This window comes from Alcanivorax sp. (assembly GCF_019431375.1).
GTDB lineage: Bacteria > Pseudomonadota > Gammaproteobacteria > Pseudomonadales > Alcanivoracaceae > Alcanivorax > Alcanivorax jadensis_A.
The window spans coordinates 2,476,494-2,489,597 of record NZ_CP080267.1 but is presented as its reverse complement, the minus strand read 5'-3'; the positions used below and the strand labels follow the sequence as shown (position 1 = coordinate 2,489,597).

The 13,104-nt window shown below is 54.9% G+C and carries 9 protein-coding genes; 7 read left to right on the top strand and 2 right to left on the bottom strand.

Going from position 1 to position 13,104, the window contains the following annotated elements; translation table 11 throughout:
* Positions 1-57 precede the first annotated feature (57 nt).
* The 4 genes from KZ772_RS11625 to KZ772_RS11610 all read left to right on the top strand — a co-directional run bounded on the left by KZ772_RS11625 (position 58) and on the right by KZ772_RS11610 (position 8,247).
* The gene (locus KZ772_RS11625; protein ID WP_290536733.1) at positions 58-1,461 is read left to right on the top strand and encodes a hypothetical protein; all 1,404 of its coding nucleotides are present in this window, start codon (positions 58-60) and stop codon (positions 1,459-1,461) included.
* Complete coding sequence (locus tag KZ772_RS11620) at positions 1,458-3,419, top strand: hypothetical protein (RefSeq protein WP_290536732.1); 1,962 nt, start codon at positions 1,458-1,460, stop codon at positions 3,417-3,419. The genes KZ772_RS11625 and KZ772_RS11620 overlap by 4 nt, the downstream gene beginning before the upstream one ends.
* Positions 3,416-7,087, top strand: coding sequence for a DEAD/DEAH box helicase (locus KZ772_RS11615; RefSeq protein WP_290536731.1), 3,672 nt, complete (start codon positions 3,416-3,418; stop codon positions 7,085-7,087). The genes KZ772_RS11620 and KZ772_RS11615 overlap by 4 nt, the downstream gene beginning before the upstream one ends.
* Positions 7,088-7,212: 125 nt before the next feature.
* Positions 7,213-8,247 (top strand): hypothetical protein, encoded by a 1,035-nt coding sequence (locus KZ772_RS11610; protein ID WP_290536730.1) that lies wholly within the window; start codon positions 7,213-7,215, stop codon positions 8,245-8,247.
* Positions 8,248-8,560: 313 nt separating this feature from the next.
* On the opposite strand, the gene KZ772_RS11605 is transcribed toward KZ772_RS11610, so the two are convergent.
* Together KZ772_RS11605 and KZ772_RS11600 are read right to left on the bottom strand one after the other, a co-directional pair.
* On the bottom strand, positions 8,561-9,778 hold the full coding sequence (locus KZ772_RS11605) for a site-specific integrase (protein ID WP_290536729.1): 1,218 nt from the start codon (positions 9,776-9,778) through the stop codon (positions 8,561-8,563).
* Between the two features lie 292 nt (positions 9,779-10,070).
* Positions 10,071-10,922 (bottom strand): YicC/YloC family endoribonuclease, encoded by an 852-nt coding sequence (locus tag KZ772_RS11600; protein ID WP_290536728.1) that lies wholly within the window; start codon positions 10,920-10,922, stop codon positions 10,071-10,073.
* A gap of 158 nt (positions 10,923-11,080) precedes the next feature.
* On the opposite strand from KZ772_RS11600, the gene rph reads away from it, so the two are divergent.
* The 3 genes from rph to KZ772_RS11585 are packed head-to-tail and all read left to right on the top strand — an operon-like array spanning position 11,081 to position 13,092.
* Entirely contained in the window at positions 11,081-11,797 is a 717-nt protein-coding gene (gene rph / locus KZ772_RS11595; RefSeq protein WP_062814910.1) for a ribonuclease PH, read from the top strand.
* A gap of 9 nt (positions 11,798-11,806) precedes the next feature.
* Positions 11,807-12,469 (top strand): orotate phosphoribosyltransferase, encoded by a 663-nt coding sequence (gene pyrE, locus KZ772_RS11590; protein WP_290536727.1) that lies wholly within the window; start codon positions 11,807-11,809, stop codon positions 12,467-12,469.
* 2 nt (positions 12,470-12,471) lie between these two features.
* Positions 12,472-13,092 carry a hypothetical protein gene (locus tag KZ772_RS11585; RefSeq protein WP_290536726.1) on the top strand — a complete coding sequence of 207 codons (621 nt, stop codon included), beginning with the start codon at positions 12,472-12,474 and terminating at the stop codon, positions 13,090-13,092.
* Positions 13,093-13,104: the final 12 nt, after the last annotated feature.

The following is a 13,104-nucleotide window of genomic DNA, read 5'->3' as shown; positions in this document are numbered from 1 at the left end:
CACCGCAGTGCCAGATAAGTAGAATAATGAGAATAACTGTGAGCAGGGAGCCACACAGTGCAGTTAAGCCAGTTTGTTACCGATTACGATGAGAGCCTGCTGGGTGATACCTATATTGATCCCCTGGGGGTGCTGGTTATCTGGTCTGCCTTTGGTGGCCATGTGTTCCGAAACCGGGTGAATTCCATATCCAATGATGTGCGAAATTACACCCTGAACCTTATGAATCACCGCATAATCCGTGACCTGATCGATGATGATTCGGTGGTGGTTTCCAGGGCGCTGGAGAGTGCCATTGGCGACAAGCACAGTCTGAGCTTCCGGCAGGCCTGCCTGATCTACCTGGAGAACATCTTTTCCTATTCACTGATCAGCGCCGAAGGCGGAGCGGGTGTGGAGACCGGTGGGATTCTGGGCGGTAGCAAAGGGCGTAAGGCTCTCGAGGAGAGTAAAGGCAACCCGGAGCTGGTGCTCAGTCACACCAAGGATGCGCATTTACTTGTTCGTCAGCTTAGCTTGGGGGTAAGCGGTCGGTACAAGACTCCATTTATGGAGATCGGCTTTTTTGACACGCATTACCACTACCATCTCCCAGAATCCGACGGATTATGGGCGCGAGCTGACCAGCTCTTCCAGAGAAGTGTCCGGTTGAGGGCGGTTTACGACGCCGCCCGGGCCCATTTGGCGTCTTTGATAAACGCCAGTACCACCAAGGCCTCTTCACCCCCTCGCTATTCATTTAATGCCGTTCCATCAAGCCTTAAGAAAGCCTACCAAGATGCTTATGCATCGCCTGGCAGGGTGGGGGCAGAAACCCGCGCATTCTGGCTGGAGCTAACAGGCCTGGACCATGGTGCTGCAGGGGCGCTGCTGAGTGAGCTTAATGAACATGCAGCCGATGATGGAGAAGTGCGGTTGGCAGATGAGCAACTGTTCAGGCTGGCTGAAAAGCGGTGCATCAAACTGGGTGACGATGATGCGGTCCGTATGATTCAGCATATTCTTACCTTGGAGCCCTTGCTGGCTGAGGTGGATCTTCTGTTTAAGCTGTCGCTGCATCGGCGCAATCAGCGTATGGCTGAGGTGGAAGCCTTGTGGCGGGGAATGGCACGGGATGAGACGACACTACCCATGCTGGCGGTACGGATTCGGGAGTTTTCCAGCTTGCTCGGAGCCATCAAGGGCACGGCGGCGGCCCGTCTTGAGAAACTACTGATGGCGGCGTCGCTGGAGACAGTGGAAGAACAGCTAAGGGGATTGCTGGAGTATCACGCAGGCGTCATGCGTAGCCGGGGCCAGTTCCCTTGGGTAGCTACCAAATCAGCGGATTTGATCCAGGTGGAGGCGCGTACGCAGCCACTTCCTGACAAGGATAAGCGAGCTCCTGGGAGTTGGGTGAATCGTTACTATCTTCCCCAGTTCAGAAACCTGGTGGATGGCTTTCGTGGGGTGACGGCATGATCCTGCTGAAAACCTTCGCCAGTCAGTTAGCTGCGTGCGGTGATCTCAAGCGTGTTTGGCTGACGAGCTTCAATATCGATATCGAGTTCATTGAGACCTATATCCTGCCAACCGTTCTGGGCGCGGAGATTCCACGTACCCGAATGGATTATGAAGCCTTGCAACTGGAGCTCAATGAGCGGGGTATAGATTTTCGGGTGTTCTGCGATAAGCGGTTTATCAGCCCTGACCAGAATAAGCGCACATTGATACCCGTTCATGGCATCTCTCCCAGCAAAAAGGATTCAGAGGGTTCTGGAATAGCGGAAATGGGTTTTAATGAGGAAAGCCTGTTTCATGCCAAAGTCATCTATATCGAGGGTAAGGATGGCCGCGTCCTCGGCTCGGGCAGCGCCAATCTGACCGTAAGTGGTTGGGGGCGCAATCGAGAGGTGTTTCAGTTTGTCCCACTGGACGAAGAGGAAATGTATCATTCGGCTTGGGATTTTTTTCATGTCCTCTTCCAGAATGTGGGTGAGAATTTCCCATTGGTGAAGAAGAGGAAGTTTGACCGAACTAAACCCAGGGCGAGGTTCTGCCATAGCTTCCAGGATGTGTCGTTTCTCAATCAGCTCCTAGGCGAGTGGCAGCACCCCACGTTGGCCGTATGGTCTCCCTACCTGTCGAAAGACCTTGCGGCACTGATTGATACCGTCAGGACGAGGTTTGAGCAGCCTGATATTCATGTGCATCTGGTGGCGGATCGCGTGGAAGGGCGTTACTTGCGGACCGCCTGGAGTGAAGCTCTGCAAGCGTTGGTGGATGACGAGGCTCTCACCTTCTATCAGTTTCCTGTTGCCGGGGATGAGCGCATAACGATGACCCATGCGAAGCTCTGGAAAACCGATTCTCACCTGGCCATTGGCTCCTGGAATTTCACCGGGCCTGGGGCAAATACGGCTTGGGGTATTGAAGATGAGTCGGCACAAATCAATATTGAGGCTGGGCTGATCTTTGCCGACAAGAGTGATCTCAGCGCTTACCTGGGTTTAGAAATTGAAGTCGTTGACGATCTGTTCGCAACAGAGTCAGAACTTAAGGCTGAGGCGCTGGATGTGCCTGAGGCGTTGCCCTTTGATCTGCGTGTGGAGTTTCACTGGGGACGTTTGACTTACAGCATCAGTGGCGTGTGGAACAGGCGCGGGAACCCCGAATCAGGCTACAGCGTCAAGCTTCCCTCAATGGAGCAGCCTGTCGAACTGCGCTGGATGCCGAAGGCGCGCAGGCTCGAAGCTATCGAGATATCCATATCGGATACCCGCAACCTGCTGACCGAGCATAGATATGCGGTTTTCAGGGAAGGCAAGTCTTGTGGCACTGGCCTGCTGATCGAAACCGCGGTAACTAACCGGCGGGCGCAACAGTATGGCGATTTGAAATCACTGCTTGATGCGATGGCTCATGAGGGCGCTGAGCCGTCCCTGGATGATGCTGATTTCCGTGTGTGGGAGGAGGAGAATGGCGAAATTCAAGTGGATCGCCCCTTCTACAGTAAGGATGATTCGCAAGCTGAAGATGCCTCCTCAGGGTTGGATGACATCAGTTATTTCCGGCTGTTTGCGGCAACGTTCCAGTACGCGGCCCAGCTGCGTGGCATTCAGTCGATGCGAGGGTTGGAACAGTGGGGCTTTACCCGCCCTGGCTGCCTGGAGGAATTGGTGGTGAAGACTCGTGAGCGTATCGAGAATGCTGAGTGCTCTGTCTTCAACTGGTTTCTGGCCATGGAAGTCAATGAGCTGTGCGAATTGGCGCGCCGATGCCGCAAGGCCCTGATCCCTGCAGACGAAAGCATTCATCTCTCCCGCTGGAATGACCTCAATGTTGCAATTCCCGGGTTGCCCGAGAAAACAGACAATCGGTATCGGGCGTTATTGCTGCAAGAGTACAAAGGCATGCGGCGCAGCTGGGGGATTGTATGACGTTACGGAACCAGGATTGGGGGCTGCTCAGTCCAGAGCTGGTGAGCGATTCCATCAACTTTGAGGGACGAAACCCTGATTGGCAGTACGCCTCCGATAATCGCGAGTCTATGGCGGCCAAACAAACGGAAGGTGTTGCCTACCTCTGGAATTTGCTGTCCAGCAACGGGGTGGCCCTGCTGGCTGACGAAGTCGGCATGGGTAAGACGTTCCAGGCCTTGGGGGTGGCGGCATTACTCTGGAAGATGAAGCCGGGTAGCAAAGTCCTGGTGATGGCACCGAACCGCGAAATCTGTCGTCACTGGCGGCGAGAGTTTGAGACCTTTGTTCATCGCCATTATCGCGAGACCGATCACTGTGTAAGGAATTTTGTGGATGGCGGGCCCATTCCTTCTGTGCGTATGTGTTTCAAGCTGGATGAACTGGTTGAAAACGTTGAGCAAGGGGCAGGCCACCTTTTTCTGACAACGATTACGTCGCTCAGCGGTCTTGTTAAGGGCGAAGATAAGAGAGAAGGGGATCTTCCGGCTAAGGCCAGGCGGGCAGCGAAAAAGATCCGTCGACGGCTCAAAACAGTGCTGGGAGATGACGGCTTTGACCTGGTGATCGTTGATGAGGCCCATTATCTGCGCAACCTCGACGGAGGATCGCAGCGTGTGGCCGCGGCAAAAGCGTTGTTTGGTGAAGAAGGTGATCGGCTGGGCAATCACAATCTACTGTTGACCGCGACGCCGAGTCATACCCGCTTGAGCAATGTGCAGGGCATCCTTTCGTATTTTGTCGATCTTCAGGACGTTGATCCACATGGAAAGATGAACGAGCCGGAGTTGGCCAGGGCCTTGTTACAACGTTATGCGCTGCGACGCTTGCGTCTGATGGAGGGGGCTGGAGGGCTCCATAGCAAGCTTCATTACCGTCATGAAAAGCCGTTGGCGTCCGACTTTGAAGGGCGACCCAATGGGGAAATGTTCTTTGCGCTGTACCAGAAACGCCTGGTTTCAGATCTCAAGAAGCAGAAAGAAGGCCGGTCCCTCATGTACGGGTACCTTGAAGGGTTCGAGTCCATGGGGCGCAGACCCGAGGGGGATGTGGGCAAAAGTGATGGGAGTGAGGGTGACATTGAGGACGCCTACAAGGAGGACTTCTCAAAGGCGAAGGACACCGAACTTCTGAAAAGGCTGACTCAGGATTACTTCGATACGCTTAACGACTTCCCGGATCACCCCAAATATGGGGAAATCGTTGGCCAATGTCTCCCTGTTACCTTCTACGAAGACAAGAAATGCCTGACAGATGACAAGCACCTGATCTTTGTGCGCCGTATTCCGTCAGTGAGGGAGCTGACGCAAAGGGTCAATGCTGGATACGACCGCCTTCTTGCCAGCCAGATCGTTCAGGCCTGGGGGCTTGAGTGGAACGACGAGCGAGTCCAGACATGGGGGCGACAGCAATGGTCCAGAGAAGGATTTAAATCCTTGTTGAGTGGCTTGGACCAGGACATCGAGTTAGAGGAAGCCTATCTGGAAGACGAAGGCGGTAGCGAAGTGACGGATGACAACGATTATCTGTCCTCCCGCATTGCCGAGTTGTTTGTCGTCAAGAAAGAGCTGGGTGGGCAGACGGATTGCGCGAATGTGCGCTTGAGATTCGTCAAGCCCGAGAGCCTTTTTTCGTTATTCCTGGAGCCCTCCAGTGACTATCTGGATGCGGGTTATCACGCCTTCTACCTACAGGATGGTAGCCGCAGGGCTGATTACGGTAACGCGGCGATGTTCACCCGTATTTCAGCCTGGGGATCGTCTGTCGCCCTGAAATCCGCGCTAGGTTCACGGGAGCCGCCTTCGGCCCAGTATGAGAATGAGCTAAAGACCGTATGGGCATTGGTTTATCCACTATTGAACGCCGAGAGCCGAAGCAAACTGGAGTCCTGGGCGAAAAATGACAGGGAAGTGGCCGAAAACTTCGCCAACTACATCAAGGCCGGGATGTTGTACGCCAGTCCTGTGATCGTTGAGCTCTATTGCTGGTTTGTTCAATTCAGGCTTCAGAAAATGGGACGAAAGGAGAGGGACGTCCAGCGTGCATACCGACATTTTGTGAAATGGGTGACCCCGAAACTGCCGGGGTCACTGTTGTTGAAGTATTTCGAGTCTGCGCTGAGCACCTTTGAAACGTTATGTGGGAAAATCGTTGACCATGGGCTGCGCGAGTGGCAGCGGGATTGGACAAGTCTGAAACGGCTTACCAGCCCGGCCTGGTACGCGAGCGGCGAAAACAGTGAGGGTCGACAAAGGTTGATCCTCGGGTTTAACACGCCGTTTTATCCAAATGTACTGGTGTCTACGTCGGTGTTGCAGGAGGGGGTTAATCTCCATATCCAGTGCTATCAGGTACATCACTACGGATTGGCAGGTTCACCTGGCGACAACGAGCAGCGAGTAGGGCGACTGGATCGTTTGTTTGGGTGCGTCAATCAGAGATTGAAGTCAGCGACAAATAGGGACCTGCAGATTTACTATCCGTATTTGCAGAGATCCATCGATGAAGACCAGGTCGGATCATTTATCGAGCGAAAACATCGGGTTGAAGAGCAAATGGATGATTGTCTACAGGTCGGATTTGACAAGAGAGTTCATTATTCTTCTGTGGAAAACTGGAAGCAGTTTTTACGCACCCCGAAAAATCGGGATGATGCGCCAGTCAATGATCCATATCCCGCTAAATTCAGTGATTCCTGTGCTGTCACCTATCGGCCTTATGCTGTTCATGATAATGACCAAATCTTCAACTGGCTTGAGCGCCTGGTTAAGAGGGTCGTTAATCCTGACACGGATTTCTTTCAGGTGATTGATGAAGCTGGGGATACCCGCCATACGCTCTACCTGGTTGACCCCAAGATTGCTCGGGACGGTGTCCATCGGCATCAACCCATTTTTGTCAATCTGGAGTTCTCATCGGAACTGTCCGCATTGATCCCAGATACGGCTTACCTGGTTAGCCTGGTTTCCCCCATTGCGAACAAGCCGGGGATGGCGAGATTTCTCAATCATTCAGACGGTCGTTTTGGAAAGCTGGAGGAAAAGATTGCAGCCCTGAACGAGCAGTATGCGTTACCGAAACTGACGCTGGATGAGAAATCTGACAATAGCTATCTGTATCTTGCCGCACGCATCGATCTGCCGCTTTTTGTAAAGGAAGGTACCCTTCAGCACCTGTCTCTACATGAGGTGCAGATGGCGTTCGACCAATTGAAGGCCTTTTCCGATGAACTCGAGCTGTTTATTCATGACGGGGCTCAGGATCTTGAGCCAGGCGAGGCTTCTTCCACTGGTCATTTTATGGCAAGCGGCTTCCGGGATGGGGGGCATAGCAAGGTTGGCAGCGGTAAGAGACTGGAATGGCATGAAAATGGCCAAACTGTGGGCCTTTCAGTGGGCTTGGAGGCAGACGCTCTAACCCTTGTGCGTAACAGGCTGGATTTAACAGATATCCCCGCAGACAGTTTGATGGCCGGGCTTGTTCTGAACCAGCATTTCCCTATGGTGCGATTCTCCCAGTATGAGGAGGGTATTGACGTCGGCCTGAATTACCCTGCCGGTGATCTGCAGGACGAAGAGACTAGGTTGATGGAGTTGTGGTTTGAATATGTGGTTTCAGGCTTGCAATAGTTGTGGCTCGCTTACCTGGCAGTACGCGATGTCGGGTGTTCTGTGTTACAGCAGGGGGGTGGCTGTGCCTGGGAGCAGAAGCTGAATGACTATTCAAAGATGTGTGTTGAGGTGATTGGGTGATATTGGGAAACAATAAGCGCTGGATGTTCTCAGCTGTGCTGCCCCCAGCTGATGCCATTTTTGAGCTCTTTGATTTCCCGTCATCGTTAACTGGCATCCTTCGATATGCTGAGAAAGAGTATGGCTGGGACAGATCGCGTCGTCCCTCCGACAATACCGTCTCGTCGATCCTCAAGGGCGAGGGGGTGCGGTCACAAGACAAATTGCAGCGCTACCTTCAGGCATATATGCCAGAGCTGTCTGTTTCTGAAGATGCCGTTGATGAATATGTGGAGCTGTATGGGAGCGTCTTTCAGCGCCACAAGTGGAAGAGCTTTCTTCAGGGTTTGCCTGATATCGATGTTCTGGGTCAGGAGGTTGCGCCTTGTCTCCAATTCATCAGGGATAGAATATTGAGTGAAGAGGAGTTTCAGCATGAGCTTTGCCCGGATGGAATCAGGGAGCTGTCAGTTGATAATCCGCTTTCGGTTTTGTGCCAGTATGTTGAATTCCCGCTCCGATGGCTGGAGGCGCTATCACGTCATTTCGGTGATTTTCAGTCGTTAGTTGCCCCCGGTGAGATGGAACGCGCTGATTTTCTTGATTTTCGGCTATGCCTGGAGCTTGATTTCATACTGAAAGCACTGGCTGCAATAGAGAAAGGGATATTTGAGCAATGGGAGAGAGTTGAGCCTGGTCTTTACGCGCGATTTCCCTTTCTTGAGTCTGATGGTCTGATTAAACCAATATTGCCAACGTCTATCTGCGATCCACTCCATGGCCCCTACAGTGCCTTTTTGGATCTTCTTTCAAGTCGATTTACTGGGGAATCCTGCCGAAATGAGTCTTTTTCTAGGTCGATACCTGTTTCCGATGAAGATCATGGCCGGGATCGTGAGTCACTTCGTGATACCCAGAAAGACCTGTTAAAAAAGTGGCGAAAAGGGATCTCCTACCCTTACTTTGATGTCATGTCAGATCTGCTGGATCGAAGAATCCCGCGTAGTAGGCTTAAATGGGGTGTCCAGATTATTGAACGCTGCGCAACGGGCCCTTGACCGCTTACTCCGGAGGCATGTTGAGTATGCGGTTATTCATTCTGTAGATGATTACGAGGAAGTCATTGTTAGAGCTTATGGGCGTTATAAACGAATGGATTAACGGGCAGAGCCATTCTGGCACTGCCCGGAGCTGCTATTTGCGTTTCGGAGGGTTGTTGTCTCTGCGGTCCCCTGACTTTTCACCGGTTTTGCTGGGCCAGCCCGCCCCAGTGCGTGATTTACTCATAATTACCTCTACTTGCTGTGATTGGCGACATTGCCAAGAACAGATTAGTAGCTTTCTGTCTGACTGCTCAGGGGGATAGCTGTCTCAAAATCGGGTGATGGCCTCTATGCTGTCGGCAACTTGCTGGTGGGCCCGCTTTCTTTCATCGAAATAATCATACCGATCATAAATCCCCTCAACTCCCTTCAGTTTGTGATTCAAACACCGTTCTGCCACATGACTGGGTACGCCTTCCGCAGCTGCGAGGCTGCGGAAGGTGCGTCGCAGGTCGTGGATGGTGAAGTGTTCCAGGTCGCCCATTTTGTTGGGTGGCTGCACCTTCCGGCCTGGTTCTCGGCCAAATAGCTTGGAAATGGCGCGGTTCAGGGTGTCAGGGCCCATGTGGGGGCGTTTGCTGGCCCGCCTGGCAGGGAACACATACGGCGAGCCGCAGGCGTGGCCATGTAGCACCGTTAGCCATTCAATGGCCTGGGTTGGCAGAGGGATGGTGATCGCTGCGCCAGTCTTGCTGCGCTCTTTGGAGAGATCCCAGACCCCGGCTTCCAGGTCGAATTCCTCCCATCGGGCTTCGCATAGCTCGCTTTTTCTCACACCCAGCACCAGAAACAGACAGCAGGCCAAGTAGTTGTCCCTGCCAAAGCTGCTGATGTGTTCACGGAAGACCCTAAAGGCATGTTCGATTTCTTCCAGCGTCAGGGTGCGCTCCCGGCTGGCTTCGACGCCGCCGGCGTCGCTGACGGTGAATGGGCTGGCCGGGTTGTTCTGGCACAGGTCCAGTTTGATGCCATGACGAAACAACTGCTTCATGTACATCAGGGTGTCATTGGCGATGGTGGGGCGGTTGCTGCGCTGGACGCGCTGCAGAACGGCCCGGATATCCCTTGGAGTGACGTCGGCAATCGGGTAGAGGCCGATCACCGGATGAATTTCTTTCTGGTAGATACGCTTGGGAATGTTGGGGTGTTTCAGGCGCCGGGACAGATCGGTCTCATGCCAGTCCTGGAAGAGGTCTTTGACGGTGCGGATGTCGGGCTGGACAACTTTGGCCCTTTCCTGGATTGGGTCGGTGCCCGTTCGGATGCCTTGCTTGGTGAGAACGGCGGCTTCCCGGGCGTCACCCAGGGACATCTGCGGGTATTGGCCCAGAGTGATTTCGTGGCGCTTGCCCTGAGCGCTGTAGCGCAGCATCCAGTAGGGCGAGCCGGACTTGCGTACACAGAAATAGAGGCCGCCACCATCGGTGTGTTTCTTGGGGGCCTGCTTTGCCAGGGACTTGATCTGAGTGGCGGTGAGTTTGCTCATTTTGACCTTGTGGCGTTTGAGCCTATAAAAACAGGCTGCCCACCACTTTTTGTTTGTTGATTAAAGAGAAAAGTTATCTGTCATCAATGGCTTGCAGGCAGCCTTTTGAGGGCTGCCCACCATTTCAGGTCAATATAGGTGCGGGGGAGGAAAAAGTCACGTTTTTGCCCACCATTTTGCCCACCACTTTTGTCTGGATAGGGGTGGATGGCTGTGGATTTTTATGGACTGAGATTCGCATTTAATTCTTTAAAAACAATGAGGTAAATACAATTATGGACTTCCCTGGATTTTACTCGATATTCTGGATCTGTTCCCGCATCTGCTCGATCAGCACTTTCAGTTCCACCGCCGCCGCGGTGGTTTCGCTGTCCACGGATTTGCTCGCCAGGGTGTTGGCTTCGCGGTTGAGCTCCTGCATCAGGAAATCCAGGCGGCGGCCGATGTGGCCGCCTTTCTTGAGAATGCGCCGTACTTCGCTGACGTGGGTCACCAGGCGGTCCAGCTCTTCGTCCACGTCCATTTTCTGGGCCAACATGACCAGCTCTTGCTCCAGCCGATCCGGGTCCGGTGACTCGATCACATCCTGAATACGGGTGCGCAGGCGTTCGCGCTGGGCGTCCTTGATGCGGGGGATGGCGGCTTTGACGATATCGATCTGGGTGCCGATGCCATCCAGCCGGTCGACAATCAGCTGGCCCAGTTGTTCACCTTCCCGGCGGCGGGTGTCGATAAGCGCTGCCAGGGCTTCGTCCAGCAGGGACAGGGATTCGCTCTGCAGCAATTCCACATCCAGCTGCCGGGTGCTGAGCACGCCGGGGTAGCGCAGGATTTCCATGGGATTCACCTGGCCCGGGTGCTGGACCAGGTCGCCCACCCGGCGGGACACGTCGGAAAGCTGCTTTACCAGCTCCTCGTTCAGCTCCAGGGAGGCCTCGCTGTCGTCCTGCTGGTAGCGCAGAGTCACTTCCACCTTGCCCCGGGCCAGCGCGTTGCGGCATTTCTCGCGTACGCCGTTTTCCAGGGCGCGCAGGGCGTCAGGCAGCCGTGGGCTCACTTCCAGGTAGCGGTGGTTCACGGCTTTGATCTCCCAGACCAGGCTATAGCCTTCCAGATGACGGTCGGCGCGGGCGAAAGCGGTCATACTGCAGATCATGTGAACCTCGAAACAGCTAGCGGGACGGGCCCATAGTCTAGACCACCGGGGCCGGTGAGGCCTAATAACGCACCAGGCAGGCAGACCGGCCCCTGCCTTTGCTACAATGGCGGCCCTTTTGCATTCAAGACACTTCAGGAGTTTCCATGCGTCCTTCCGGCCGAGCCCACGATCAGCTGCGTGAACTGAGCTTCACCCGCAATTACACCGTTCACGCCGAGGGCAGTGTGTTGGTCGCTTTCGGGGATACCAAGGTGCTGTGTACCGCGTCCGTAGAGGAAGGTGTGCCGCGCTTTCTGAAGGGCAAGGGCCAGGGCTGGATCACCGCCGAATACGGCATGCTGCCTCGCTCCACCCACACTCGTTCCGGCCGTGAGGCCTCCCGGGGCAAGCAGGGTGGTCGCACCCTGGAAATCCAGCGTCTGATCGGCCGCTCCCTGCGCGCAGCTGTGGATATGAAAAAACTGGGTGAGCGCACCATCTTCCTGGATTGCGACGTGCTGCAGGCCGATGGCGGTACCCGCACCGCGTCCATTTCCGGCGCCTGTGTGGCCCTGGTGGATGCCTTTACCCACCTGCTGGAAACCAAGAAGATCAAGGACGACCCGCTCACTGGCCTGGTCGGTGCGGTATCCGTGGGCGTCTATAACGACGAGCCGGTGCTGGATCTGGACTATGCCGAAGACTCCAATGCCGGTACCGACATGAACGTGGTTATGACCCAGCAGGGCGGCTTTATCGAGATCCAGGGCTCCGCCGAGGGCGCTCCCTTTACCCGCGAACAGTCCGATACCCTGCTGGGTCTGGCAGAAAAGGGCATTGGTGAAATCATTCAGGCCCAACAGCAGGTGCTGGGCTGGTAAGGATAGACAATGAAGAACTACAAGAAGCATTTTCTGCGTTTTGCCCAGGAGCGCGAGGCGCTCAAGTTCGGCGAATTCACCCTGAAATCCGGTCGCAAGAGCCCGTATTTCTTCAATGCGGGCACCTTCAACACTGGCGAGGCGCTGGCCCGGCTGGGGCGCTATTACGCGGACGCCATTGTCGCCTCCGGGCAGGAATTCGATATGCTGTTCGGGCCGGCCTATAAGGGGATTCCGCTGGTGGCGGCGGTGGCAGTGGCGCTGGCCGAGCACCATGGCCGCGATCTGCCCTGGGCCTTCAACCGCAAGGAAGCCAAGGACCACGGCGAAGGCGGCTGGCTGGTGGGGGCGCCACTGAAGGGCCGGGTGCTGGTGATTGATGATGTGATTACCGCAGGGACCGCCATTCGTGAAGTGGCGGCCCTGTTCGAGAAGACCGAGGCCACCATGGCGGGGGTCATGGTGGCGCTGGATCGCCAGGAATGCGGTAAAGAGCCCTCCGAGGCGGGCAAGGGCTTGTCAGCGATTCAGGAAGTGGAGCAATCCCTGGGGGTGCCGGTGGGGAGTATTGTTGCGATGAACGATATTATTCACTGGCTGGAACAGCAACCGGATAGCGAGCCCATGGTGTACCGTATGCAGCAGTACCGGGAGCGTTATGGAGTGGAATAATAATGAGAAGTATTGCCCTGATTCTGGTGCTGGTGCTGTCGGCACCTACACTGGCGGCGCGGTTTGGACAGCGCGCCAGTGAGCGCATGCCGCAAGGGGCCTATTTTCGGCATGTGACTGCCGATGGCGTGGTTCACATGAACCGTACCCTCACCACCGATGCCATGCGTAGCGGCTACCAGCTGCTGGACCAGCATGGCCGGGTCCTTGAGGATGTGGAAGGCGTCAACCTGAATGACGACGAGGCCCGACAGATTCGTCTGCAGCGGGCTCGGCAGGCTCGTGAAGACAAGGAGTTGCTACGTCTGTATGCGGGGCCGGAGGATGCGGTGCGTGCCCGGGATCGCAAGATCGATGCCCTGGAGCTGAGCATCAGCTATGAAGAGAACAGCCTGGCCCAGTTGCAGATGAAGCTGGATGACGAGATTGCAGTGGCGGCTCGCAATGAGCGAGCTGGCCGTGAGGTGCCTGAAGGCGTGCATGAAGTCATTGAGCGGCTGAAGCGTCAGATAGATGCGACAGAAGAAAAACTGGCGGGGTTTGAAGCCGATATCGACGCGGCCAGAAAAGAGTTCGCGCCGATTATTCAGCGACTGAAAGAAATCGAAGAGGAAGAAGGCTAAGCCTTTTATTCA